The sequence below is a fragment of the Enterococcus sp. DA9 genome (genome assembly GCF_008000875.1).
GTDB lineage: Bacteria > Bacillota > Bacilli > Lactobacillales > Enterococcaceae > Enterococcus_B > Enterococcus_B lactis.
Genome location: NZ_CP042839.1, coordinates 2,030,177 through 2,056,887, shown reverse-complemented (window position 1 = coordinate 2,056,887; position 26,711 = coordinate 2,030,177). Strand labels below are relative to the sequence as shown.

Annotated in this window: 27 protein-coding genes; 5 read left to right on the top strand and 22 right to left on the bottom strand. The window is 37.5% G+C overall.

The features are described from left to right. Positions 1-110: 110 nt before the first annotated feature. The 8 genes from FTX43_RS10860 to FTX43_RS10825 form a co-directional block, all read right to left on the bottom strand. Positions 111-428, bottom strand: a complete 318-nt coding sequence (locus FTX43_RS10860; RefSeq protein WP_002290769.1) for an AzlD domain-containing protein — start codon at positions 426-428, stop codon at positions 111-113. After that, on the bottom strand, positions 421-1,200 hold the full coding sequence (locus FTX43_RS10855; protein ID WP_002306712.1) for an AzlC family ABC transporter permease: 780 nt from the start codon (positions 1,198-1,200) through the stop codon (positions 421-423). Before FTX43_RS10855 ends, FTX43_RS10860 begins: the two co-directional genes overlap by 8 nt. A gap of 132 nt (positions 1,201-1,332) precedes the next feature. Beyond that, the gene (locus tag FTX43_RS10850; RefSeq protein ID WP_002306710.1) at positions 1,333-2,268 is read right to left on the bottom strand and encodes a cation diffusion facilitator family transporter; all 936 of its coding nucleotides are present in this window, start codon (positions 2,266-2,268) and stop codon (positions 1,333-1,335) included. Positions 2,269-2,342: 74 nt separating this feature from the next. Then, positions 2,343-2,735 carry a DUF4430 domain-containing protein gene (locus FTX43_RS10845; RefSeq protein ID WP_002316261.1) on the bottom strand — a complete coding sequence of 131 codons (393 nt, stop codon included), beginning with the start codon at positions 2,733-2,735 and terminating at the stop codon, positions 2,343-2,345. Continuing rightward, positions 2,716-3,234 (bottom strand): membrane protein, encoded by a 519-nt coding sequence (locus tag FTX43_RS10840; RefSeq protein ID WP_002309234.1) that lies wholly within the window; start codon positions 3,232-3,234, stop codon positions 2,716-2,718. The genes FTX43_RS10845 and FTX43_RS10840 overlap by 20 nt, the downstream gene beginning before the upstream one ends. 147 nt (positions 3,235-3,381) lie before the next feature. Continuing rightward, positions 3,382-4,455: a hypothetical protein gene (locus FTX43_RS10835; RefSeq protein ID WP_002344237.1), complete on the bottom strand. Its 1,074-nt coding sequence runs from the start codon at positions 4,453-4,455 to the stop codon at positions 3,382-3,384. Further along, positions 4,448-5,365: a hypothetical protein gene (locus FTX43_RS10830; protein ID WP_002306703.1), complete on the bottom strand. Its 918-nt coding sequence runs from the start codon at positions 5,363-5,365 to the stop codon at positions 4,448-4,450. Before FTX43_RS10830 ends, FTX43_RS10835 begins: the two co-directional genes overlap by 8 nt. Before the next feature lie 213 nt (positions 5,366-5,578). Then, positions 5,579-5,770 (bottom strand): hypothetical protein, encoded by a 192-nt coding sequence (locus FTX43_RS10825; protein ID WP_002290760.1) that lies wholly within the window; start codon positions 5,768-5,770, stop codon positions 5,579-5,581. Between the two features lie 158 nt (positions 5,771-5,928). On the opposite strand from FTX43_RS10825, the gene FTX43_RS10820 reads away from it, so the two are divergent. The 3 genes from FTX43_RS10820 to FTX43_RS10810 all read left to right on the top strand — a co-directional run bounded on the left by FTX43_RS10820 (position 5,929) and on the right by FTX43_RS10810 (position 9,651). Next, positions 5,929-7,437 (top strand): DUF1846 domain-containing protein, encoded by a 1,509-nt coding sequence (locus FTX43_RS10820; protein ID WP_086307267.1) that lies wholly within the window; start codon positions 5,929-5,931, stop codon positions 7,435-7,437. A 386-nt stretch (positions 7,438-7,823) separates the two neighbouring features. Then, the gene (locus FTX43_RS10815) at positions 7,824-9,005 is read left to right on the top strand and encodes a NupC/NupG family nucleoside CNT transporter (protein ID WP_002313745.1); all 1,182 of its coding nucleotides are present in this window, start codon (positions 7,824-7,826) and stop codon (positions 9,003-9,005) included. Between the two features lie 88 nt (positions 9,006-9,093). After that, positions 9,094-9,651 (top strand): guanylate kinase, encoded by a 558-nt coding sequence (locus FTX43_RS10810; RefSeq protein WP_147607057.1) that lies wholly within the window; start codon positions 9,094-9,096, stop codon positions 9,649-9,651. Between the two features lie 193 nt (positions 9,652-9,844). Here FTX43_RS10810 and FTX43_RS10805 read toward each other — a convergent pair whose 3' ends face one another. From FTX43_RS10805 to FTX43_RS10740, 14 genes are all read right to left on the bottom strand, one after another. Next, complete coding sequence (locus tag FTX43_RS10805; protein WP_002335053.1) at positions 9,845-10,357, bottom strand: GNAT family N-acetyltransferase; 513 nt, start codon at positions 10,355-10,357, stop codon at positions 9,845-9,847. Positions 10,358-10,363: 6 nt separating this feature from the next. After that, entirely contained in the window at positions 10,364-11,359 is a 996-nt protein-coding gene (locus FTX43_RS10800) for a sce7725 family protein (protein WP_147607056.1), read from the bottom strand. 5 nt (positions 11,360-11,364) lie between these two features. Then, complete coding sequence (locus tag FTX43_RS10795) at positions 11,365-12,054, bottom strand: hypothetical protein (protein ID WP_002336404.1); 690 nt, start codon at positions 12,052-12,054, stop codon at positions 11,365-11,367. Between the two features lie 123 nt (positions 12,055-12,177). Further along, on the bottom strand, positions 12,178-12,837 hold the full coding sequence (locus tag FTX43_RS10790) for an amino acid ABC transporter permease (RefSeq protein ID WP_002306693.1): 660 nt from the start codon (positions 12,835-12,837) through the stop codon (positions 12,178-12,180). Further along, the gene (locus tag FTX43_RS10785; protein ID WP_002306692.1) at positions 12,837-13,673 is read right to left on the bottom strand and encodes a transporter substrate-binding domain-containing protein; all 837 of its coding nucleotides are present in this window, start codon (positions 13,671-13,673) and stop codon (positions 12,837-12,839) included. The genes FTX43_RS10790 and FTX43_RS10785 overlap by 1 nt, the downstream gene beginning before the upstream one ends. 21 nt (positions 13,674-13,694) lie before the next feature. Further along, positions 13,695-15,146, bottom strand: coding sequence for an amidase (locus FTX43_RS10780; protein ID WP_002306690.1), 1,452 nt, complete (start codon positions 15,144-15,146; stop codon positions 13,695-13,697). Positions 15,147-15,280: 134 nt separating this feature from the next. Continuing rightward, a complete protein-coding gene (locus FTX43_RS10775) occupies positions 15,281-16,225 on the bottom strand; it encodes a dihydroorotate oxidase (protein WP_147607055.1) in 945 nt (314 codons plus the stop codon). An 83-nt stretch (positions 16,226-16,308) separates the two neighbouring features. After that, a complete protein-coding gene (locus FTX43_RS10770) occupies positions 16,309-16,956 on the bottom strand; it encodes a PepSY domain-containing protein (RefSeq protein ID WP_002336406.1) in 648 nt (215 codons plus the stop codon). A 233-nt stretch (positions 16,957-17,189) separates the two neighbouring features. Beyond that, a complete protein-coding gene (locus FTX43_RS10765; RefSeq protein WP_147607054.1) occupies positions 17,190-18,356 on the bottom strand; it encodes a cyclopropane-fatty-acyl-phospholipid synthase family protein in 1,167 nt (388 codons plus the stop codon). Positions 18,357-18,506: 150 nt separating this feature from the next. Beyond that, entirely contained in the window at positions 18,507-19,322 is an 816-nt protein-coding gene (locus tag FTX43_RS10760) for a maltodextrose utilization protein MalA (RefSeq protein ID WP_002309215.1), read from the bottom strand. A 12-nt stretch (positions 19,323-19,334) separates the two neighbouring features. Then, positions 19,335-20,186, bottom strand: coding sequence for a sugar ABC transporter permease (locus FTX43_RS10755; protein ID WP_002290731.1), 852 nt, complete (start codon positions 20,184-20,186; stop codon positions 19,335-19,337). Positions 20,187-20,189: 3 nt separating this feature from the next. After that, a complete protein-coding gene (locus FTX43_RS10750) occupies positions 20,190-21,491 on the bottom strand; it encodes a carbohydrate ABC transporter permease (protein ID WP_002290728.1) in 1,302 nt (433 codons plus the stop codon). 147 nt (positions 21,492-21,638) lie between these two features. Then, positions 21,639-22,898 (bottom strand): extracellular solute-binding protein, encoded by a 1,260-nt coding sequence (locus tag FTX43_RS10745; protein ID WP_002306680.1) that lies wholly within the window; start codon positions 22,896-22,898, stop codon positions 21,639-21,641. Between the two features lie 101 nt (positions 22,899-22,999). Beyond that, the gene (locus FTX43_RS10740) at positions 23,000-24,766 is read right to left on the bottom strand and encodes a glycoside hydrolase family 13 protein (protein WP_147607053.1); all 1,767 of its coding nucleotides are present in this window, start codon (positions 24,764-24,766) and stop codon (positions 23,000-23,002) included. Between the two features lie 407 nt (positions 24,767-25,173). Here FTX43_RS10740 and FTX43_RS10735 point away from each other — a divergent pair, with 407 nt between their 5' ends. Beyond that, the gene (locus FTX43_RS10735; RefSeq protein ID WP_147607052.1) at positions 25,174-26,022 is read left to right on the top strand and encodes a YitT family protein; all 849 of its coding nucleotides are present in this window, start codon (positions 25,174-25,176) and stop codon (positions 26,020-26,022) included. Positions 26,023-26,125: 103 nt separating this feature from the next. Further along, on the top strand, positions 26,126-26,560 hold the full coding sequence (locus FTX43_RS10730; protein ID WP_002306675.1) for a VOC family protein: 435 nt from the start codon (positions 26,126-26,128) through the stop codon (positions 26,558-26,560). Positions 26,561-26,711 lie beyond the last annotated feature (151 nt).

Genomic DNA, 26,711 nt, shown 5'->3' with positions numbered 1-26,711 from the left:
TATCCGAACAAATGAACTTGCATCCACAATTGGCTGATGCAAATGCAGTTTGGATAGATCAGTTTGAACAACTTATGTCGCAATCTCTGTTTTTTAGGGAATAAAACAGTTTAAAGCATGGACAGTAAAAAGACAGACGCAAGTCCTGTCAAAACTGACAACGCCATCGAACGTGTTTTGTAAGCCACACCTGCTACTAGAATCATTGCAGCTATTTTGATATTCCAAGCAATATCCAGATGTTCATGAGTAATGAAGACATCTTTGAAAGCTAACGCCGCAAACAATGCTACTGGTACATACTTCATCCAGTCACTAAACCAAGATGGCACTTTTCGATGAGTAAAATAAAGCATCGGGAACAAGCGCGGGATATACGCAACGATGAACAGACAAGCAACTAAAAACAGCAAATATAGTTTAGTCATGATGGTTGGCCTCCTGTTCTGGGAAGTTGAAGAGCGGTTCATTGACATCTTTGCCGCGATCCCTTAGTTTCTTGGCTTTTTCTTTTTTAAATGCCTTCTCCAGCATGAATCCGGCAAATGAAGCAATAACAGTAGCTGCAATCAAGCCGAATGTGTTTTGGAATAATACCATGAAGATCACCCCTAATACACCTGAAAACAAACCTGTAAAGATCAGTAGTGCGTTTTTCATTTGCATGACAAACATAAAAATGAACATAGCAGTCAAAGCAAAATGGACAAGGTCAGCATCTACTCGAATCACCGAGCCAAAAAAATTACCGATCATGTTGCTACCGGCCCATGCAGCCATTGAGAACCAATTGACATATAAAGCCTTTCTTTTGTTCCAAGAGGGGTCAGTTGAGAACTTTAAGTAGTTCACCGCATAGTTTTCATCATTCAGTGATTGAGAAAAGACAGCTAAAAACGTCCGCTTTTCTTTTTTCATAAAACCGGCAAGACTTGCTCCTAATAATGTATAGCGTAATTCTAAAAAGAAAACCATCAATAATGTCGTTGCAAATGATGCTTGCGTCGTAAGCATAGATGCAACTAAAAACTGCGCGCCGCCGGAAAAGACCAGAATCGATAACAGCCCTGATAAGAGAGGATCAAATCCAACTTTTTGCAACAATACTCCACAAGCTAATCCCACTGGTATATAGCTTATACAAAGCGGCATCACTGCATGCAAAGCTTGAAGCCATGGCGCACTCTTCTTTTTGTTCATTAAAATATCTCCTTTAATTACAACAAATAAACAGCGGACTCATTGTAACATAAATTCGCTAAATTGTAGCCGTTTTATTTAAAAACAAGATTATATTTTTCTCATTTTTGCTTCAATTCATGAACATACGTTTTATTTGTGAGAATAATTTGGGTCATATTTATCTGTTTCAATGTATATATACATCTTCTTGTCAGGAAGAGACTGGCGCATATTTTTTTCAATATCATTGATGATCGAATACGTTTCATTTTCTTTGTTTCCAACAATATCTGCTTTTGCAGCGACTAAAATTTCCGTTGGACTTAAATGAACGGTTTTGATATCAATTAGCCGACTGATCTCAGGTCGTTCAAAGGCTAACTTGATTTTTGATAAATCGCTTGCTGTCACACTTTCACCAATGATCAGACTATAAAATTCTTTTGCTAGGAAAATCGCAGCTCCCATCAGTAAGAAACCGATCATTAATCCGCTGATAGCATCAAATGCAGCGATCCCGGTTGTATAAGTCAAGATTGTTCCCGCTAAAGCCAAGACCAAACCGATTACAGCACACAAGTCTTCCGTAAATATAATCAGTATTTCACTATGTCGACTTTCGCGCAAAAAGCGCATCGTGGAAAGATTTTCAGTATTCAATTCTTTGATTTCCTTCATTGCGACACGCAAAGAACTTCCTTCGATTACCAAACCAAATAACAAAATGGCAATGACAATGATTGGATTACCAACTTCATGGGATGGATGCGTCAATTTTTCAAAAGCTTCCATCACCCCTAGTGCTCCCCCACCGAAGAAAAGCATCATTGCGACGATCGTACTAAAAAAGTATTTTGCTCGACCTTCACCAAATTGATGCAAGTCGCTCTGACCTTTATTAGCTTGTTTATCGCCAAATAGCAGCAAAATCTGATTACTACAATCAACGATACTATGGATGCTTTCATTCAGCATGGCGGCACTGCCACTGATTGCATAGCCGACAAATTTGCTGATAGCAACTAGAATATTAGCCCCTAGAGCAGCAATTACGGAAAACATTCCGCTTTTTTTAAAATTTTCCATATTCTTTTCCTTCTTTCATCAAGTGAACTGACTAAAGAGTAGCAATATCCGCCCTTTAACAGTTTTTATGAAACTTATAATTTAGATAAATTGAAAATGACCGATTGTCCATTGTTCAATTCGATCTCTTTTGCCCCAGTAGTAGCACTTTTCCCATCCACAGTAAACATCCAATAGGTTTGATTCTTTTCATCCTGAGAATGCCCTTCAAGCGAAGTGATGAAGCCATCATTTTCCTCGACTTCAAAATTTTGTTTCAAAATAGTCAGTAAAGTTTCTCCTTTTTTGAAAGTCACTTCTTTTTTCAAAAAGTTTTGACCATTTTCTTGTAACGTGATCGTTGCTTTTTGCGATGTTTTTACTTCCTCCTTTTGGTTTGAAGTCGATGGTGTTTTGGTTGTACTACAACTTGTCAACATGAGTACACTGACACTCATTGCAAGCAGACTATAAATTATTTTTTTCATTTTTTCCTCCTGAATGATTGTAAAAACGTTTGACGACTGGCAGAAAAATAAGGAAGAACACAACATTACCTATACTGTGCATCAGATCAAACGACACCCCTTGAAGGTAATAGACCCAAGGTTGAGGTAAATGATAGAGCAGCGTATCGAAAACAGTCATCCCTATTCCATAAACTATACCTGCTAGAAAAAAGCAGGTTCCTTTTAACCAGAGACTCCTTTGAATTGTTCTTCTCGAGTAGAAAATTGAAAACAACGCCAGAACGACGGTATAGCTGAGCCACTGACCGATGACCCATGGACCCACACCAAAATAAAAACTGCTGATTGCGATAGAAAGACTCATGACAATTAGCGCATCTTTCAAGCTTAAGTAAAGTACTATAAATAAAAAAATAGCAGTCATTGGCTGGAAATTCGGAATAAATTGAAAAGCGATCCTACCTGCTACACAAGCAGCAGACAATAAGCTAAGCTGGGCGATTTTATTTGTGGTCATTCTTGATGTAACTCCTCCTTCACCAGCAGATGATTCACGTTCATTCAGTACATACAGAAAAGACTTGTGACAATTATTCTGGATAACTGCCGCAAGTCCTTTGGAACAGAATTATCTGAATGACCTCTGGTAATCCAACTTATCCAATCAGGACTTTCTCACCATTAACGGAACCAAGAATTCGTAATTGATAAAGAAATCAATGACGGATCGTGGGTAATCTCCAGATGAGATCGACAAGACCGTTTGATCTTTTTCGTTTGTTGCTATCGTTAAAGACTGTCCTTTATCTAATCGTACTTGATAAGTAGTTTCGTTGATCTTTTCCATATCATAGGAGGGATTTTTCATCGCCACGATAAAAATATCATCCAATACTTCATTCGTCAATTCAAATTCGCTCTGAAGGTTCAAACGAAGTGGCTTCGTATTGTCTAGTAGTGTCTGATTAACTGTAAAACCAAGCATTCTAGCATGGGCTAATAATTGATTCAATTTGTGATTGAAGATCGTAATCTGTCCTGCTGAGAATACTCGATCAACTGACCAGTATCGGATCAAAGAAAGCACTCGATCATCCTGGACATCGATTTCCATCGTCTCTGGTGATACATTTAGAAGACTCATCGATTCCACTTGGTATCGTTGATCGATGGTCGGTAATACAAAGGAAAAGACTAATTCGTTTTGTCCATTCAACGTATAATTGATAGAGAAATGTCTTGTTTTCCATGTGTCATAAGCTGAATTTGATCGTTCCAGACCAATATCATTCAACGGTTTCAGTAATTCATATGTGAAGTATTCGATCAGACTTGTTTTTCCAATCGTTGAGATCGGTTCTTCATTCAATATAAAGCGGTCATATGATTCTAATAATTCGGGAAAATCTGATTCAATCAAATATTTTCTCATACGTAAATCCGCTAATTCTGCTTCCGCTGTTTCAATCAAACTGACGATATCTTGATAATCTTGCTCTTTTCCTTCTAAATATCCGGGATTTTCAGATACTTCATAAGCATGGGTGTTTTCTGAAGTATCCGTATTTGTCGGAGTTACTTTTTCTTTTTCATGGATTTTTGTTTCTTCTGGCATAGGGACTTCTTCTGTGTCATCCAGTGGCTTACTGGTTTGTTCCTCTAATGAAGTGTTCGTTTCTTCATGATCTTCTGTCTGTGATTCATTTTTTGTCCATTCTGCTTCATCGTGTTCATTCATACTCGGAACCTCCTTCATTAGATTGATTATTAGGATTTTCATTACCAAGATAATTCATCAAGAATTCATGGATTGCTTGACCAAACCCCTCTTTGCTACCGAAATAGCGACTGATTTGCCGTTGCTCTTTTTCTACGATGGCTGCGCGAAGTTGGTCCGCTCTTGCTTCTTGTTTCAATGCTTCTTTTTGCTGTTGGATTGTTTCAGGTGTCTCGATATAAGGAAGCCAGCCTAATTTTTCATTAGATAGCACTTGCTTCTTCTTCTCTAATTCTTGAATTTCTTCCTCGATTTTCTTACGATTCAAGAATCCTTTATTATCGTCCAAATCAGTCATCTGCCGATTGATTTCTTTTATCTGTTCGTTTAGACGTTCGATCTCTGTCTGAGCTGTGATCACCTTTGCGTCTAGCTCATTGATTTTTTTGTCATAGTCCGTTGTCTCCGGTTGGGAATATTTCTCCCACTCTTCATCGATCTTAGGCAAAACAAAAATTTCTGGCAAACTTGCATCGATACCAATTGTAGGGCGATCATGGTAATAAGTGCCGATTTTGTAATAGCTCATCGTTGGTGAGATGCTTTCTACTTGTTCCATAAAAGGAAATTCTTGCAAAAAACGATCATGGATCTTACGCATCAGCAATTGGTCAATCTCGTGATTTTCATTTGAGCTTCGTTTTAATTCTTCGTTCAATCTGCCGTTGTACAAACGGTAGATCTCAGGAATATCTTCTTCGCGGACAGCTTTTTCAAAAGCTTGTAAATCTTCTAATAATTGGGAAAGATTCATGCTTGCTTTTTCTTTGATATCATAAAAAGAAGACGATTCTTTTGCTGTATCCTGATTCGTGCTCGTCTCCTCTAGTTCGCCTTGCTCGTAATTTGTGTTTGTATCTGGCTCTTTCATACTACTTGCCTCCTCTTACTCATCTGATTTTCACTTATTAATACTTCAATAGTACCATTTTCTGTAAAAAATTGTTATAAAAAAGAGCGGGCAATGCTCCATAAAACAGGCTGCACCAAAATTTGGCACAGCCTTTTTTTCGATCAACTAGTCTTTGATATCTGATTCATCTGATAGGACAGAATCGAATACAATGACTTTTATCATATTCTTTTATTTACTAGGCAGATCTCTTGTTGTGAAATGAATGCGCTGATGGTCATCACGAGTTAGTTGCGTTTCTTCGTTTAAATAAGTAAACGTCAATTGTTCTAATTCGGGATCTTCAAGCATTTTTTCATAACCGGTAAAAATCGAACGGATATAGTGTTTATATGCGTTTTTCTTTTTCTGTCTTTTTTTCATGTAGCACCTTCCTTATCAAAAACTATCATACCAATGAATAACTATCTAGACAAGTTGGTTTAAATCATTTTCTTTGTTTTTTTGAGGAATTTTACTCTTCCAGTTGACGAATCCAAAAAAAAATGAAAAAATGCTTTAGTACTTAAGGAGGGAACCCAGTGAAAAAAATTGGTTTTGATTCAGAGAAATATATTGAAGAGCAGTCCGCGTATATTTTGGAACGAGTGAACCACTATGATAAATTATATTTGGAATTTGGTGGAAAGCTAGTGGATGACAAACATGCAAAACGTGTACTTCCAGGATTTGAAGAAGATGCGAAAATCAAATTGCTACAAAAATTAAAAGATCAGGCTGAAATACTGATTTGCGTCTATGCCGGAGACATTGAACGTAATAAGATCCGCGGTGATTATGGGATTACTTATGATATGGATATCTTGCGACTGATTGATGAATTACGCGGTTATGGATTATTGATCAACAGTGTCGTTATCACTCGCTATAGCGGCCAGCCTGCCACGAAAGTCTTTATCAATAAACTAGAAAGACGAAATATCAAAGTCTATAAACATTCAGAAATCGAAGACTATCCAGTCAACGTAGAAAAAATCGTTTCAGAAGATGGGTTTGGGAAAAACGAATACATTGAAACAGCTAAACCAATCGTTGTAGTGACAGCTCCTGGACCAGGAAGCGGAAAACTCGCTACTTGTTTGAACCAACTGTATCATGAAAGCCAAAAAGGACATGCAGCTGGTTACTCCAAGTTCGAAACTTTTCCAGTATGGAACGTTCCGTTGAAACATCCATTGAACATTGCCTATGAAGCAGCCACAGTCGATTTGAAGGATGTCAATATGATCGATTCCTTCCACTTTGACGCCTACAATAAAGTAGCTGTAAATTATAATCGAGATGTTGAAACCTTCCCTGTAATCAAACGTATTATTGAAAAAATTACTGGTAAAGAATCTGTTTATCAATCTCCTACTGACATGGGTGTGAATCGTGTAGGATTTGGTATCGTGGATGATGCGGTTGTCCAAGAAGCTTCTAAACAAGAAATCATCCGCCGCTATTTCCAAACAGAGTGTGACTTCAAAAAAGGATTGATTGACGAAGAAGCAGTTAATCGAATCAAACTGATTATGGAAGAAGTCGGATTACGCCCTGAAGACCGAAACGTTGTCGTTCCTGCCCATGATTATGCAGATAAAATTCAAGCACAAAGTCCTACAAAAGATCCTTCTGCTGTGATTGCCATCGAATTACCAGATGAAATCATTATTACTGGACGTACAAGCTCATTGATGGATGCGTCAGCGGCAGTCATCTTAAATGCAGTAAAACATTTAGCGCATATTGCAGATGGCATTCCTTTATTATCACCATTAGTTCTTGAAACAATACAAGGATTGAAGTCAAAGACACTTCATTCCTCTTTGGATGCACTAAGCATCAATGAGGTTTTGATCGCTTTATCAATCAGTGCAGTAACGAATCCAATCGCTCAAGTTGCTTATGATAAACTAGCTGAACTTGAGGGAGCACAAGCCCACTCCACTGTGATGGTCAATAAAAATGATGAACAAACATTGAAAAAACTAGGAATCGATATTACTTGCGCACCTGTTTACCCTTCAGAAAATCTATACTACCAATAGAAAAAACTCACTTATAAAGGTTGAAAACGAAACTATTAGCATTAGCTTAAACAATAGTTTCGTTTTTTTATAGCCATTACTAAGTGGATACACTTCTTGTCCCTTCTTGAGGGATATTCAGTTTGAAAGAAAAAACAAGAATAGGATAAATTTTATTTCTCATACTTTCACTTACTTTCCCTCTCTATTTGAAATACGAAAAAACAATGGAACATCAGTTTTTTTAGCGTCTTTTATCTGTTTTTTTAATTTATTTTGGTTGCTTTGTATTCTAATGGGAAATGAATGCGTTTTACTCTAAAAAAGTAATGAAAATTTCACTAAAGATTAGTATTTTATTTACAAAACAGGTAAAATAAAACGGAATTTGGAATAGGAGTGATTATTTGAGTTATTTATTAGGTATGATTGGTTTATTTGTCACATTAGGTCTTGCTTTTTTGATCAGCAGCAACAAAAAAGCAATCAAATTGAAACCACTAATTGTGATGTTCGTTTTACAGCTTGTTCTTGGTTTCGTATTATTACGTACAACTTTTGGTACAGCGGTTGTTTCTGTATTGGCAAAAATGTTTGATCATCTTCTTGCTTTTGCTGGGCAGGGTGTTGACTTTGTTTTTGCCGGTGTAGCAAATAAAGGAAGTGCACCTTTCTTTCTTTCCGTATTGATGCCAATCGTATTTATTTCTGCTATTATCGGGATTTTACGTTACATCAAAATTCTTCCATTGTTTATGAAAGCCGTTGGTCTTGGGTTAAGTAAAATCAACGGAATGGGCAAATTAGAATCCTACAATGGAGTAGCTTCTGCTATTTTAGGGCAATCGGAAGTATTTATTTCCATAAAGAAGGAATTACCTTTCTTATCTGAGAAACGTTTATTCACCATGAGTGTCTCGGCTATGTCTACAGTGTCTATGTCAATCGTCGGATCTTATATGGCACTAATCGATTCTAAATATGTGATCACTGCCCTTGTTTTGAATTTATTTGGCGGATATATTCTGGCTTCGATTGTGAATCCCTATGTATTAGAAGAAAAAGAAGACGAACTAATTATTGAAGAAAACAAAGAACAGACCTTTTTCCAAATGTTGGGAGAATACATTCTTGATGGTTTCCATGTGGCAATCACGGTTGCTGCTATGCTTATCGGATTCGTTGCCTTGATTGCCATGATCAATGCTATCTTTCACGGGATATTCGGTATTACTTTCCAAGAGATCTTAGGTTATATCTTTGCCCCCCTTGCCTTCATCAGTGGAATCCCATGGAAAGAAGCAGTGGATGCTGGTAGTATCATGGCGACTAAATTGGTTACAAATGAATTTGTTGCTATGACAGAATTAGCTAACGGTCATTTCCATTTTACTGAACGCACAACAGCGATCATATCTGTTTTCCTTGTTTCATTTGCCAACTTCTCTTCTATCGGGATCATTTCTGGCGCGATGAAGGGATTAAATGAAGAAAAAGGAAATCTTGTCGCAAAACACGGATTGAAAATTTTGCTAACAGCGACTTTAGTCAGCTTTTTAAGTGCTATTGTGACTGGATTACTGGTATAATAAACAAAAAAAGCGACGTTGCTTTCAAAAGCTTTGGAAATATTTCCAAAGCTTTTTCAGTTGCTCAAATATCAAAGGAGAAATGATGATGAATTATTGCTATGTGTTTATCGGACCTTCTGGTTCTGGGAAAACTTCACTCGCAGAAGCTGTTTTTCAGCCCGAACAAAAGATCATTACTTACACGAATCGATCACCAAGACCTGGAGAAAAAGATCAAGAGGATTATTATTTTGTATCTGACGATGCATTCAATCAGATGATCAAGCGAGACGAGTTTGCAGAGTGGGATCAATATGCTCAATATAAATATGGTTCCAGCAAAGCAGAGATTACCAAAAAACTGAAGGAAGGAAATTGTTATGCCGTTTTGACGGCAAATGGTTTTTGGCATTTATACGAGTATTTTGGCACGGTAGTCCGTCCGATCTTTATTACGATTTCTAAAGAAACATTACAATCGCGCCTGAAAAAGCGTGGAGATTCACCCGAACAGATTTTGGCCAGAATGGCAGTTTATGCGAAAGACTTAGCTCAACTGGAACGGTTGGCAGCTATTCCCACACTTTTAGTCGTATCAAACGATGGAGCGTTCCAAGAAGCAGTAGATAAAATAAAAAAAGGATTATTGATAGAAACAGATTAGCTAAATAGCCATAAGATAAGCTGAGAGGCCGCGACAAAAATGGTGTCACGACCTCTCGATGAACGGTGTTTCAGAAGTAGCTTCATCGAAAATTATTTCTTGAAGCTCACCACTACTGTCCCAATCTCTTAGCAATCAGCTAGTTGTTTTTTCATATTATTAAGTCTTCATCCTTGTGAAGATGCTTTTATACTCACTTGATTATTTTTTGATACGCTTTTCTTTCACCATGTTCAAAAGGGAATTCAATCATTCCTTGATAAGTGAATCCAGCAGAATAGATGGTCTTTTCCATCGGTTCATTAGCTGGATAAGTATCGATACGGACATCTTGAATATCTTTGCTGGCTGCAATCGTCAACAAATGTTCTAAGAACGGTTTTGCTAGTTTTTTTCCTCGAGTACTTTCTGCTAAAGCAACACGATGAATCGATAAATAAGGACCAGTTGATTCTTTCCAACTACCATCTATTTTTGTGTAAACGGGATCCACGCCTGAGACTAATGCAGCTGTTCCAACAATTTGATCTTCGACTATTAATACATAGCTTTCTTTTCTTTCAATATCGTTCAAAATCGTTTCTTTTGTTGGTTTCTGCCCGTTCTGCCATTGGGGAGAGCCTTGCGAAGCAATAAATTCCGCTGCAGCATCAATAATTTTTACCACTTCTTCTACTTCTTCTTTTCTTGTTAACCGAATATACATATCCAGTTACCTCTTTTCTGTTTCTTTTTCATTTATATTCTCTAATTTTTGAATCACTTCATACAGTTCAGGAACTTTTGAATAACTTCTAAGCCAATTTTTTGGATGATCCAGTAGTTGACTGATAAGTTCCAAATGATGCATTAGGGACCATTTTTTCAATACTCCGAGTCCTGGAAATTTTTGTTGCTGGTAGAGAGCCAGTAATTCAATCATTCCTGATGTGATTAAGAGCTGATGATGGTGACGCATGATCCATTTTTTCATTTTATCTCCTGCTTCAAGAAACTTCAATGCTTGATCTTTAGCGGAATCATTACTGTCAGAGACAAAATGCTTTACGCGGATATTACCGTAAGCATCGATATACGTTAGATGGATAGCAAGCGCTCGGCTAGGAAACCCTTTATCGAAATAACGGCTGCCTTCGATCGTGAAATCAGAAAATCCACTATATCCGTCTTCGTGGAAAAAAAGATAGTCATCACTAAAAAAAGCGTCTGCTTTATCTGTATAACTTTCAACATGCTTTCTCGTTCGAAAAGAGTCACGGATCACAATTTTGTTTTCGGGCAGCCAGATACGAAAGCGACTAGCATCTGGTATCAAGAATTTCGAATCGACTCCTGCCAGCTGTTTCCACACCTCTGCGTCTTTTGGATAGTGTTGTCCATCGAATACAAGAAATGTTGGAGGTGAATCCAGTACGTCGTTAAGATTTTCTGGCGTTAAAATCTGTGCAGAGACGACAGAGCTATGTTCTTTGACTGTCCAACTGTGCACATGCTGATCGAATAATTTGAATTGTCCTACTTGGGGATTTTGGATCACAGCAATTGGATGGTGCTTTTTTTGAAATAATTCGATCACGTTTTTAAGCGTAGCGGAATCACGTACTGGTTCGATTACCGGTTGGATTTTATTGGAGAGCAATCCTCGCGACAATGCTTCTTTTAATGCTAATAGGTCAAATTGTTTTCCTCTTAAATAAGGATAGTACATATTTTTCACTCCAATGGCTCTGTGGGCAACCGCCGGATCTGCTGTTGTTGCCTTAAGTATTCATAATCATGTTGAAGCGCAGCAACTTCTTCTTGCAATTCATTGATTGCCTGACTAGCTATTTCCTCTAAAAATCGTTCATAGTATCGTTCGTTAGAAAAGGGATCTTGGTTTTCTGAACGTCTTTTCAATTCTTTGTACAATTGATCTGTTGGAAAATATTTTACGCCTCGCTCCATTTGCTTTGCTTTTCTTACTTCTCTGAATAAAGAAGCCATAAAACGGTTTGTCAAAGCTTCTTCCGGTACAGCAAGCTCCTTCTTTGCTGCTTTTTTCGCAATCATAAATGTACCAGATGCAGGCATTTCCTCTTCGATCGTGTACGCGCGATATACTAGTACACCTATTCCTGTAGGGATTTCTGTTTTCACTTCTTCATATAGTTTACTTGGCAAAACAAAATAATTATAATGCCCGACAAATGACAGTTTGGCTGTAGAACGAAAATCTGCTTTTGTCACTTTCAGCTCATAGCATCGCCATTCTCGGCTTCCATCAAATTTTGTCAAGCAGCTAAGCGTATCTACAATTCCTTGGTCATCAGGCATCGTGACTTCTTCTACGACTAAGCCGCCCTGCTCGATGCAATATTGGTATAATGAGGATTCTATTTCGATGGTTAGCGGGGTTTTCATGTTTTTACCTCCGAACATATTTTCGTCTTACATTTTACATGAAATGATTTTAAAATACTAGACAGAATACACAAGAAACAAAAATAGAAATGATGCTTGCCACGCTAGCACCATTTCTATTTTTCAGATTGACTGATGGACGGAACGTTTTTCTAAATACTGTTGCACTTTTTCGATCCCGATACAAATGATCCAATAAATCAGTGCAACTAAAATATAAAGAGAAAAATAGTCGAATGTCCGACCACCTATGATCTTTGCTTTTTGAAATATTTCTGGCACTGTGATCGTTGCCGCTAATGAGGTACCTTTCACTAAATCCATAGCTACGTTACTGAGTGCCGGTACCGAGATTCGAAAGGCTTGCGGTAAAACGATATATTTCAATACCCCAAAGAAAGAAAAACCAGAAGCTAAACCAGCGTCCCACTGACCTGAAGAAACGCCTGCTAGTGATCCTCGATAGATTTCACCAATAAATGCACTGCTGGTAATCGTGAAGCAGATGACTGAAGCCGTTAAGGCACTTAATTGATAAGGTAACCCGAAATATAACAAAAACAGCAAGACTAGTGCGGGAATACCTCTAAAGAACGATAAATAAAAACGAATAAATACATTCAGAGGTAGCCAATCCAAAAGACCTAGAACTGTCAAAAGCAACCCTACCAAGTTTCCTAAAACAAAAGACACGAAGCCGATCCCTAATGTGTATACCAAGCCTTGCAGTACGAAAGGAAGTGAAGTCCACATGAGGGAAAAATCAATGAGAGGAAAGTACATCAATCACTCACCGACTCAGTCATCGTTTCTTTCGGTTTGACTGAAACATCAGTTTGAAAATATTTTTCAGATATTTTCTTTGTCGTCCCATCTTCTTTCATCTCTTTTAATACGCCATCGATTTTCTTTTTCAAAGCATCATTTCCTTCTTTCAATAAAAAACCACTTTCGTTTTCATTGAAATAAACGTTCTCCAAGATTTTTACGGGGATATCTGGTAAAGCAGATACGGCCATTTTCTGCAAATAATAATCATTTAGAATAACGTCTGTTCGACCGTTTGCTACATCGCTTAAATATTGATCATTCGTGGCGTTATCGTAAGTAACTAATTTAGCTCCGTGTTTTTCCGCTAAACGCATATAGCTAGTATTGGGTTCGCCAGCTGCTTTTTTTCCTTTAAGATCATCAAGTGAGTGGATTCCTGAATCATCTTTTTTTCGTACGATCATACTGTCAAATGAATATTTGAAAGGCTCTGAAAGGGAGAATTTTTTTTCTCTTTCTTTTGTGATACCAAAATCGTTCGCAGCAAAATCTGATTCTCCTTTTGAAACAGAAGTGATTTGTCCATCCACATTGTATTCTTTAAAGGAGATTTTGACATTTAAACGTTTGGCTACCTCTTTCGCCAAGTCTACGTCATAACCAACTAATTCATTTTGATCATTATAATAAGAAGCGGGAAATAGTGTGCCAGAAGTTGCTACTACCAATTCTTTCTTTTTTTCCACATTACTCCAGCTGTGATCTTCTTGGTTAGCGGCAGCTGTACCGCAAGCGCTTAAAATAAAAAAGACGCTAGTTATTAGAGCAAACAATCTTTTTTTCTTCATTTTTTCTTCTCCTTGTTTCTGCTATTTCCATGGATTTGGTAAATGGAACTGGTGACTTGCTTCAAATAGATAGCCGATTTGAAGCAGCAAATCTTCTCTTCCTCTGGCGGACATAAATTGAATCCCGAGAGGCATGTTTTCTTTTGTCAAATGAGTAGGCAAGCTGATTGCTGGTTGTCCAGTCAGATTAGCCAATTGTGTATAAGGTGTGATCTTCAAGCTGTCCTCAAACATAGAAGAAACAACTTCTAAAGCTTGTACTTCAGAACAATCATGGATGTGTTCCATCTGTGCTCTTATCGTATCACTTTGCAAATCTTCGCTGATTTTAGGGGCAGTAAATGCAGTCGTTGGTGAAAGGAATAAATCATATTCTTGATGCAAGTGTTCCATGACAATTGCTGCTTCATCCCATACATGCAGAGAATCAATGTAAGTAGCGGCAGAAAGTTTCTGACCATATTGGAACAAAGTCCAAGAGATCGGCTCAAGTTCTTCTTTTCTGACAGTTCGCTGGATGCCTGCTTCAATCGAGTGGATCATTGCTGCTGTCTCTGCGCCATTCATCTGATAATAAGACCTAATCAGTTTACGACCATCTAGTGGGTAAGGAATCTCCGTCAAATCATGTCCTTCTTTTTCAAGGAAATCTACAGCTTTTTTTACAGCAAGTACTGCCTCTTCACTAATCTGTGAGTGGATCGGTGAATCAACACAAAAAGCTATCTTCAAATGTTTTTTTCTTGGATGTGTTTGCCACTCAACTGGCGATACTTGATATGGCGCACCGGAATGGATGCTTCTCATCCCATAAAATAAAGCCTCCGTGTCTCTCATAGAAACCGTCAAACCGAAATCAATAGCAGCTCCTTGCCATCCTCGCCAAGCATATGGACCAACTGGCATCGTCCCTCGCGAAGGTTTCAGCCCAATCAATCCGCAAAACGAAGCGGGTATTCTAATAGAACCACCACCGTCACTAGCGCCAGCTAAAGGAACGATTCCCGCTGAAACTGCAGCAGCAGCGCCTCCACTTGATCCGCCAGGTGTACATTCAAGGTTCCAGGGGTTTCTTGCTGGGCCATAGATGACGGGGTCTGTAATATTTTTGAAACCAAACTCTGGCGCATTGGTTTGTCCAAAAGGAACTAGCCCTATCGCTTCTGCTTGCTGTACATAATTGGATGTATGAGAAGCTCGATGTGTTTCAAATAAACGAGATCCTGAAGTAGCTAGCCACCCCTTTTTTTCTTGACCGAGCATTTTTAAAGGGAATGGAATACCTGCCAATGGTCCTTTTTCTGACTGGGGAATCAATCGTTCAGTGGAACTATTCTCGAATGGTTCAAGTGCAACAAATGCATTCAATTCATGATTTTGTTTTTTTATTTTTTTCTGTACATCCTCAGCTAATTCTTGAAAACTAAATTCTTTTTCTTTAAGTCCTTTCGCTAATTCTGTTGCATCTTTCATAGTATCCTCCTTTTTGCCCCTGTTATTTTCCCACAAGTTCGTCTAACATACAATGAGTACGCTTGCACATGAATGAACAGACGAGTGTTTTTTATAAAAAAAGACGAAGATCAATCATGACCTTCGTCTTTTTGCTATGAAATGTTGCGTAATTTGCCTTTAAATTCGTCAATTGACGTATATCCTTTTTCTGACATAATCTGCGTTAATTCTTTTATGATTCTAGAAAAAATTTCCGGCCCTTCTTTATGAAGCTCGGTACCAATCTGTAACATGCTTGCGCCACATAGCAGATGTTCAAATGCATCTTGTCCTGTCCGAATCCCACCTGTACCAATGATTTGGATTTCTGGTTTCAAACGCGTATAAAAAGCGCGGACATTTGCTAAAGCAGTCGGCTTGATATACTCTCCCCCAATGCCGCCGAACCCTTCTTTTGGTTTGATGACCACTGCTTCTTTGTCTGTATCGATATACAACCCGTTACCCACACTGTTGATAGCATTGACATATGTCAACGGGAACTGATTCAAGATATCTGCCATCTGATCAAAATGAGCAAAATCAAAATAAGGAGGCAATTTGATCCCTAACGGCTTAGAAAAGATGCTGAATACTTCTTTCAATGTTTCATAAGTGGCCTCAAAATCGTAAGCTAGTTGTGGTTTACCAGGCACATTTGGACAAGATAAATTTAGTTCAGTAATCCCCTTGAATCCACTTTTTTCTATTTCCCCAAGCATTTCCAAGTTTTCTTGGACACTCATCCCGGCGATCGAAAAAAATAATGGTTGATTTGGTTTTTTCTGCGTTTTTTCATACGCAAGAGCATACTCTAGATAATAAGAAAAGCCTAAGTTTGGAAGCCCCATAGAATTGATACTGCCTAAAGGAACATCAAAATAACGTGGTTCGGGATTTCCTTTTCGTTCATTGATTGTACAGCTCTTAGTGATAAATGCTCCTGCTTCTGAATGAGCCAGCTCGTCTAATTCCTGGGTAGTCATGCAGTGTACACCAGATGCATTCATAAAAGGGTTAGCAAAGGTATGATTGGCAAAGGTCGTTTCTAAACTCAAGTAAATCGCTCCTTCAAACAAGTTATTTTATCTAGTGTATCATGACTAAAAGAAAAATCAACTCTTGTTTTTCAACGTATTTCTTAATCATCCTGTTCGGTTGATAGCACTTCCCCTGTTTCACTATTAATCTTGACTGATGTACTTTGATTACCATTTTTTACTTTGACTTCCCAATAAGTAGTACCTAGATCTTTATCCAGATCCCAATCTGTTGCTGTACCGCTTCCTACTTTATCGACAGCAATCTTTGCTGCTTCCTCAATTGTAATTAATTTATCAACAGCTAGACCATCTTCTTTTTTCTTTTGACCATTTTGATCCTCTCGATCTAGCGTTTCTGGATTCTCTGTTTCCATTTTTTCATTCTGAGCATCAATTCTTGCTTCATATTCTTTTTGATCATCGACACCTTCTATCTTGTAGAAGTAAGATCCCCAATCACTATCTAGTTCCAAACTAGTAATAGCAGTATCTGGATACTTATCTTTAAACAATTCAATCGCACGAGCTGCAGACACTTTGATAGCTGACTGGCCCATTGCCTCGCTCGAATTCTTTGTTTGGCTAGACGAAGATGTACTTGCGTTTGTTGAGGATTCCGATACCTGAGAAGAGCGTTGTTCACTACTTGAAGATGTATTCCCAGATGTTCCTTGATTGGTGTTTGATTGACAAGCAGCTAAAAACAAAGCCGCAAATAAACTAGTATAAATAACAGTTTTCTTCATTGATTTTATCTCCTTTATTATAAAATAGTATTCTATACAAGTATAACGAAGAAAAAAATTTCTGTCATGTTTAAAAATTAAAGAACAACGTTATTATTATGAAAATAAAAAAGAAGCTAAGCTTTAGAGACAACCCTAGAAGTTAGACTAAAATCTCACTTCGGGAGCATCATAAAACTTAGCTTCCATTTATTAAATAATTAAATAGCTTTTAAACTGCCTTTTTATATCAATTATGCACGATGCATTGGGATATCATTATTTCCAGGTTGAACAAGCAAATATTGAATTACATCGATATTGCTTGACTCAAATGACGCTGCACAGGCTTGTAAATATAGATCCCACATTCGATAGAAGGAATCACCCATTTCTTTCGTGACTTGATCTTGGACTTGATGGAAATTTTTTGTCCAATGCTCTAATGTCAATTGATAGTCACGACGCAAACTTTCTAAATCGATCAATTGCAAATCGTTTTTTGTAATATTATCAACTAATTCAGTAACACCAGGAACATAACCGCCAGGGAAAATATATTTATTGATCCAAGCATTTGTCGCACCGCCTTGTTGTCGGCTGATTCCATGGATCAAAGCTGTTCCTTTTGGTTTCAATAAATCTTTTACGACTTTGAAATAACCTTCAAGATTTTCAGAACCTACATGTTCGAACATACCTACACTTGTGATATGATCAAACGTTTCGCCTTTTAGTTCACGGTAATCCATTAATAATACACGGCATTTATCTTCTAAATGTTCTTCTTTGATTTTTTTTGTGATCAAATCGTATTGTTCTTCACTTAGAGTAATCCCAGTTGCTTTGACGTTATATTCTTTGGCAGCAGTGAACATCAATGTTCCCCAGCCGCAACCGATATCAAGCAACGTTTCGCCTTCTTTGATAAAGAGTTTGTCTAAAATATGATGGACTTTATTGATTTGTGCTTGTTCCAACGCATCTTCAGGTGTGTTGAAATAGGCACAAGAATAAGTCAAAGTTGGGTCTAGCCAAAGTTTATAAAAGTCGTTACCTAAGTCATAATGCGCATGGATATCTTCTTTGTTTTTTTGTTTTGTATGTTTTTCTTTCTTTGGCAGCCATTTTAGATAATCTTTTCCTCGTAAAAAGCTGTTTGCTTGCTGATAAGCATCGTTGATTAATGCTTGGATACTTCCCTCGATCTCGATTCGATGATCCATATAGGCTTCTCCTAGTGCCAAAGAAGCGTTGCTTGTAATCTCTTTCATTGGGATTTCTTCATGGATATTGATTTTGATTTGGGGAGGAGTGTCCGTATCTCCGTATTGTTTCGTTGTACCGTCCCAATAATTTACTTCGACAGGGAGCGAGAAAGAACGTGAAAATAATTGGTTGTATAAAGTTTTCTCTAACATGATTTTCCTCCTTAAAAAAACTACCCTATTACGTTAATACTAAAAAAGAAAAGAATCAACTAAGAAGTTTAATTTTTTCAGAAATTTTTCAAAAACTACTTTATTTTTCATTTTTTTCACATTCATTGTCGCACAAATCACTTAAACTTGTCATTCGACACGCTTATCTTTGAATTTTGTCTTAGCAAAAACCCATAAAAGCAGCAAGACAGTTATCATTGTTTGGACACTTAGCATCAAGATAAAGTCAAAGTGGATAAACCCTACAACTGCTGCTACCATGGATCCTATCCCCATCACATTCAGCATCAAATTTGCACTCTCTTTGAATGTATGAATGGATGAGAGTTGGCTTTTTCTTGTCATCCACAAGAAAAAGGAAGCACCGAATAAAATGAGACTCGTCATGATAAATAGGACAAGACCAAGACTTAAACTATAAGATAAAATGATTGTTGGACGATTACTGGCATAAAATTCTCTTTCTAAAAATCGTTGGAAATCTTCCGGCGTACGTACAGAATCCGGTTGGAAAGATGGACTATAATTCATCGTATAGCGGCGTATACCAGATTTATCCTTTTGTTGGATCACCCATTGTTCCTTCTCAAAATCAATAAAAGTTCCATGATCGGATTGTTGTTTCTCAGATAAAGACACACCTACCAAAATTTCAGGGGTCACAGCTATCGTTTGTTGCGATGATTGTAACCCAGTTTCAGATAATTCAAGTTCAGAAAATTTTTTGGTTCCTTGTTCATCGATCAACGAATGAACGGATAGAAATTGTTCTAATGGAATCCCTTGGATCTGATTGGCATAAAAAAGAGTCACAGGCATGACCATCAAGGAAACTAAAAATACAAATATCAAGAAAAATTTGGGCCATGATAATAGTTTGCGTCCCGCAAACACTTGAGTTGGCGTACGTAAAGTGGAAAAATAATTTAACGGAAATGTTTGCATGATCCTCTGCTCCTATCCTTTTGTCCCGCCAGATGTCAGGCCGGTAACAAAGTTCTTTTGTAAAAAGAAGAATAATAGACAAATCGGTAAAGCAATCAAAATTGCTCCAGCAGCAAAGAGGGAGACCCTTTGATTTGTCACGTCAGAAATAAATGTTTGCAGGCCGACAGCAACAGTCTGATTTTCAGGTGTTCGGAGCAGGAACTTCGCTAGCATGAAGTCGCCAAAAGGTCCCATGAATGCCCATAATGCTTGAACGGCGAGCATTGGTTTGACAAGAGGTAATACAATCTGGAAAAAAATCCTGAAATGCCCTGCCCCATCAAGTTTAGCAGATTCATCTAAATCTATTGGTACTGTGTCAAAGTATCCTTTCATCAGCCAAGTATTCATTGGAATCCCACCGCCTATATAAATCATCGTCAAGAACCAATACTTATCTAGTGCCTCTAATAAGAAAGCCATGACATAAAAGGCAGTCAATGCTGCCATAGTCGGTACCATCTGAATCACTAAAAAGAACATCAAACTTGATTTGCGGCCGATAAAACGATAACGGCTATACGTATAACCAGCTAAAGTTACTACAGTTACTTGTACGATCATCGTTAGGACAGAGATGATTAACGTATTTTTATACCACGTCCCGTAAAGTGTTTCACTGAACAGCCGCGTGAAATTCCCTAAAGTCCAGTCGCTTGAAAAATCCAAACTGAAAGCCGCAATGTTTCCTGACTTGAAGGCAGTACTTGCTGTGATCAAAAGTGGATAGATAATAATGACTGATAACAGTAAAAGAAAAAAGTAAGTAAAAAAGTGAGAAAGCCGTTTTTGGAATCGTGCACTCGAATGAAATTTTTTCATTGTTTAATCCCCCATATTGAACGCATTTGTCTTTTTGAACACTAGCAAAGATACGCAGATAACGATGATGGAGATAATCAACGTAATGGCTGAAGCCATAGAATACTGTGGAGAAGTTCCAGTCGTAAGTTTATAGATCCATGAAATCAGGATATCTGTAGAACCAGCTCCTCCACCCACGCTTCCGGGCCCTCCATTGTTAAATAGGTAGATCATAGAAAAATTATTGAAATTCCCAGTATATTGGGTAATAAACGTTGGTGCCGCAACTAGAAATACAGCTGGCAGTGTGATATTTGAGAAACGTTGCCATGCATTTGCTCCATCGATTTTTGCTGCTTCATACAAATCTTCAGAAATCGACTGTAAAATCCCTGTAACCATTACATAGATATAGGGAAATCCTAACCATCCTTGAACTAAGATGATTGCCACTTTAGTCCAGTTCGGGTCCGTTTTCCAAGAGATTGCACTGATATCTACAAATGGAAGCTGGTTTATGAAAGGAATAACTTGAGTATTGATGGCACCTACGCTATCGTTGAATATATTCGAAAAACTCATGATAGTAATAAACGCTGGGACCGCCCACGGTAATAAGAAAATGATACCGAAAATACGTTTAAATTTAATAAATTTTTGGTGAGCAACAACCGCTGTGAGAATACCAAGGGTGATTTGTAAAGTTGTTGCACATAACGTCCAGATTACGGTCCATGAAAAGACTGCAAAAAAAGTATTGCGATATGAACTCAAGAAGAAGATGCTAAAAAAGTTTTTAGCCCCTACCCAATCAATCAAACTGGCTGGTGGAATATGATTAAAGTCATAATTGGTAAATGCAGTAAATAATGTGACTAAGACTGGGAAAATGATGGTAAAAATCATGAGAAGATACGCGGGAAGTGTCAATAGATAAGGAAAACCTTCATCACCTATATTATGTATGACTTCCTTCATCGTTCGATTGATTTTTTTCCCTTCTTTACGCATCCTTGCTACTCGATAGGCGTCTAGAAGATTCAAAGCGTAAAAAATCAAGAAAATGATTGTAATGATGAATTGCAAAGTGCCTTCAATCAAAATAAATAATGAATGATCTTCCATTGGTATACTTCCCAAAGTAACCAATCCTATCAATGCATGAAATCCGCCCAAGAACATCTGACCAATGAATAGGACGAATATTGCGAAAAAAACGATACCTTTAAAAGTTTGGCCATTTACAAACTGCCCCATCCCCGGAATAAGTGAACAAAGCGTGATTTTTTTTTCGTTGATCTGGCTTGTTTTATCTTGCTGCATCTGAATGCCCCCTCTAAACTTGCTAAACCGCAAACTACTTTTAAGATAATGGCAACAAGAACAAGATAATTTTCCATCTCGCTCTTGCCACCTCTATCTGAAGCACCTGTTCCATTTTTTTATAAAAATGGACGGTTATCATTTTAATCAGTATTTTTGTTCTATGGCTTCACTGATTGTTTTCACTGCTTCATCTGCGGATTCTTTTGGTGTTTTTGAACCTGATGCTGCATCGAACATCAAGTTTTCTGCACCTGTCCAAACTTCACCCATTTCTGGGATGTTTGGCATTGCTTGAGCTGTTTCATATTGTTCGATCACAGCTGTTGTTAATTCATCGTTTTTAGCCTTGGCTGTTTCCCGAGCTTGTTGATTTGCAGGGATTTCATTTACCATTTCAAAGAATTTCTCTTGATTCTCCTGATTCGTTACATAATCGAGCCATTTTTGAGAGAGATCTTTATTTTTAGCATAATTGCTGACTACCCATCCTTTTCCTCCGCCAAATGGTTGATAAGGCTGTCCATTGTTTAGAGTAGGAATTTTTGCAACACCATAATTGATATTGTTTTCTTTGTATGTTTGCGCTTGCCATGGGCCGTCAATAATTGCTGCAGTTTTGTTGGACATGAATTGCTGGCTGGCGAAGTCTCCTGCACTTTTTATGTCTTGCATTCCCTTAGGCCAAACATTTTGGAACCAATCTGTTGCATAAGAAATTCCTTCTACAGCACCTGCATTATTCAAACCGATATCAGAAGGATCTGTACCATCATCACCGAATACATAGCCACCGTAACCTGCAATCAAACCATAGGAATAATAAAAGTCAGTCCATTTAGCTAAAAATCCTGTATTTTTTCCTGCTTCTGACTCAAAAGCAAAACGACTGTCTTTGGATAGATTTTCCAAATCTTTAAACGTCGCTGGTGCTGTATCGACTAAATCTTTGTTATAGTACAAAACAAGGGTCTCGATTACTGCAGGTTCTCCATAGATTTTTCCATCATAAGTCACTTGGGCTTTGTCTGTTTCATCGTAAGCTGATTCATTTCCCAGTTTTACTTCCGCCAGATGTCCTTGCTGTCCTAACGCACCGATCCGGTCATATGCTGCCATCATAACGTCAGGTCCCTTTCCAGCAGGCCCATCTAACGCTAATGATTCTAACTGATCGAACATGTCCTTTTCTACCAGCTTGATCTTCACATCGTTTTCTTTTTCGAATGTATCTTTTATTTCGTTTATATAATCTTTATATCCAGAATCAACGGAGACTGTTAACGTTTTCCCTTCTTCCGCTTCCCCTTCTGCTGAAGAATTACCATTGCCACAAGCCGCTAATCCGCCTAAGATTCCTAAAGAGACTAACCCTAAACCTAACTTTTTCGCGCTTCTTTTTTTCATCTTCATTTCCTCCTGTGTATTCAACGTGCTGTTACACCACTATTATAATGGGCACAAATCTTTATTTGCAAACGCTTTCTTGCTGTTACCGGTAACAGTTTTCAACACATAATCAAAAATCCGTATTGCTGTATCTCTGCTTTCCCATCTTCTAATAACTGACAATTTTGACTAAGAATAACCTCATTTTCCTGTTCTACTATCCAAGGTTCTGCTGACTGATTGAAGTAAATATGGATAATCTGCCCCTCTAGTTCACGTACAAAATAGAGCTTATCTTCACGATCATTTACTATTAACCATTGGGTAGCCCCTTCAGAAAGAATCTTAGACAACTGTTTCCTAAGAGAAACGAGTTCTTTTATAAAACCAAACAGTTCTAGATCTTGTTTTTCTTTTTCCCAGACCATACATTTTCGACAATCCGGGTCTTCTCCACCAGTCATCCCTACTTCTGTCCCATAATAGATACATGGAGATCCTTTTTGAAGAAACATAAAAGTCATCACAGATTTCATCAATTCCTTGTTCCCATTACAAAGAGTTAAGATCCTTGCAGTATCATGAGAATCTAATAAGTTAAATGTCCCTTCGTTCACCTGATCTCTGTAAAGCATTTGCTGATGATTCATTCCACTGACCATTTGCGAAGCTGTAATTTTCTTTTTTGCAAAATAATCTTTAATTGAATCTGTAAATGCGTAATTCATTACTGCGTGGAATTCATCCCCTTGCAGCCAGGCCTGTGAGGAATGCCAGATCTCTCCCAGGATATAGATATCAGGTTTGATGGCTGTAACTTCTTCTCTAAATTTTTTCCAAAAATGATGATCCACTTCATTAGCAACATCTAGTCGCCATCCATCAATATCGAATTCTTTTATCCAATAGGTGGCAATATCTAATAAATATTTTTGAACCTCTGGATTTGCTGTATTTAGTTTGGGCATGAATGGAGTAAATGCAAAAGTATCATATGGGATATTTTCAGCAGTTTCTGGCACATCAGTCATCTGATAGGAATCTACTGGGAAAAAGCGGATATGGAACCAGTCTTTATAGATTGATTTTTCTCCGTTTTCGAGTACATCTTGCCATTGGGGCGAATGGATTCCCATATGATTGAATACAGCATCAAACATGATACGTATCCCTCTTTTATGTGCTTCATCAATTAAATTTTTTAAAAGTTTTTTATCTCCAAACGCGGGATCGACTTCATAATAGTCGATCGTGTCGTACTTGTGATTGGATGTAGCTTTAAATATGGGACAAAAGTATATTCCGTTGATACCCAGGTCTGTCAAATAATCCAGATGATCCATCACACCTTGTAAATCCCCGCCAAAGAAATCTTCACGATCTGGATCTTTGCTTCCCCAAGCCAAAGTATGATCGGGATCATTTGCTTTATCCCCATTTGCAAATCTTTCAGGAAAAATTTGATACCATACTGTTTCTTTCACCCATTCTGGTACAACGAAGCGATCAATTTGATGGAAATAAGGCATTCGAAAATAAAAATTTGGTTCAGCAATCACATTTTTTCGATAAGGAAAAACACCTTGATCACCATAGAAACAATCCGTGCTGTCTTCTCCAATAACATGGAACGCATATTGTAATCGTCTTGTTTCACTTGTCAATTCAACTTCCCAATAATCATGAACATTTGTACTTAAACACTTTTTCATTGGTCGTTCTTTTTCATACCATTTTTCAGTTGTTATGGTATACGGATCTCCGCTTAACACATATACTTTTTTGATATCATTCTTCCGAGTACGAAGCCGGATACGGAATTTTGTATTCGTATATAGAAATGCATATTCACTTTCCGGTCGATGATAAATTGCAGCTGTGTCCATTGATTTCCTCCTTGCGATTTAATATTACGTCCTCACTATAAGTGATAGAGATAGAAAAGACAACGCTTTCAAAAATGTTATCGGTAACAGTTTTTTTGGCACTTTTCTATTACTTTTTAAGCGAATTCAACAGATAGATTCAAAAACTTTTAAAAGTTTTTGAATCTATTTTCTACCTATTTCGAGTTCTATAATTATCTTAGTTTATCTGTTTCTCTGCTCTCTATATTCGATCCTCCTAATCGAAAAAGTTTTTTAAGAGTTTTTGCTTGATCGAGTGATTTCAGATAAGATGAGTTTCCTAAATTAGCCAAGCCTAATTTTTTTCTTAAACGAAGTTAACTTATAGTGAAAAATAAGTTATAATAAGATAAGAATACTATTAATCAACTAAAGGAAGTGGATAAATGAAAGAAACAAGACAATTTATATGGACATATGTCAAAATTATTTTTGCCCTCTTTATATTAGGAGTCGCTATAAATATGTTTTTAGGGCCTCATCATATCGCTGCTGGTGGTGTCAGCGGACTAGGAATATTACTGGAAGCTGCTTTCGGTTTTGACCGTGCTATAGTCATTTTAGTATTGAATATCGCTATGTTAGTGCTAGCTCTTCTGTTTTTAGGTAAAAAACCTTTTTTCAAAGTGCTTTTTGGAAGCTTAGTTTTTCCTTTGATCATCGCGGTAGTACCAGAGATGATGATTACTTCAGATCGGTTGTTATCTGTCATTTTTGGAAGTGCGATTTTTGCTTTAGGAGCGGCCATCTTATATAAAAATAACTCTTCCAGTGGTGGCACGACGATCCCTCCCCTCATTTTTAAAAAATATTTCCACTTGAACACTTCGATCGGCCTGTTTCTTACAGATGCTTTCGTCGTTTCTCTCAATCTGTTTGTTTTTGGAATAGAAGAATTTCTTTACGCTATCTTATCTATTGCAATCACTTCAATCGTCATGACCTATATCGAAACAGGGATCAATCGGAAGAAATCCGTCATGGTTATGAGCGAACATTCTTTGGAAGACATTCGCCTTCGCTTAAGTGCTGAAATCGGACGCGGGCTTACCTTGCTGGAGGCAAAAGGCGGCTATAACCGAAAGTCAAAAGAAGTGTTATTGATCGTTGTGACCGATCATGAATTCTCTCGAATGAAACCTCTGATAGAAGAAATTGATCCAAGCGCCTTTGTCATTGTCAACAGCGTAGCAGAAGTAATGGGACGCGGATTTACTTATCATCCAATCGAATGAGTTGGTAAGTAATCAACCCTATTATTTTGAATGCGTTTTCTTTAACTGGTATAATAATAGAAGAAGTAAGTAAATGTTCGATTGAAAAAGAGAGGAGAATTTTATGCATAAAGGAACAGAAATCGATTTTGTATTAAATGACAGTTTGAAAGCTCTAAAACTTTATCAAACGATCTTTGATGAAATAGAACTGATTGAGGCAACAGAGTATCCTAGAGGCAATAATGAAGTCATTTTTTCCTTGTATGGCACGCGGTTCCATATGCTGGATGACAATCCGCCCCTTGGTCTGACTGCCCCTACTGCTGAACATCCAAATACGATCTGGTTCAATATCATCGTCTCTGACATTAAGGACACACATAATAAAGCATTACGAAATGGCTGTGTAGAGATCCAAGAAATGACAGAAATGATGGACTTTGGTGTGACCAATTCGATGTTCAGGGATCCTTTTGGTTATTTATGGATGCTTCATCAGGTTCATCGTGAAGTAAGTTTTGAAGAAAGAAAACAACTTTTTGAAAAATATATGTAAAGTTTATGATGGGATTAGTTCTTGTCACTGATATTTTTTTGTAAATATTCTTATTAGAGGAAGCAAGTTTGTTCCATGTGCTTTCTCTTTTTTCTTGAATAATCAATTTCTTTGCTTTTTATAATTAAATTGTGTACAATCTAATTGCATC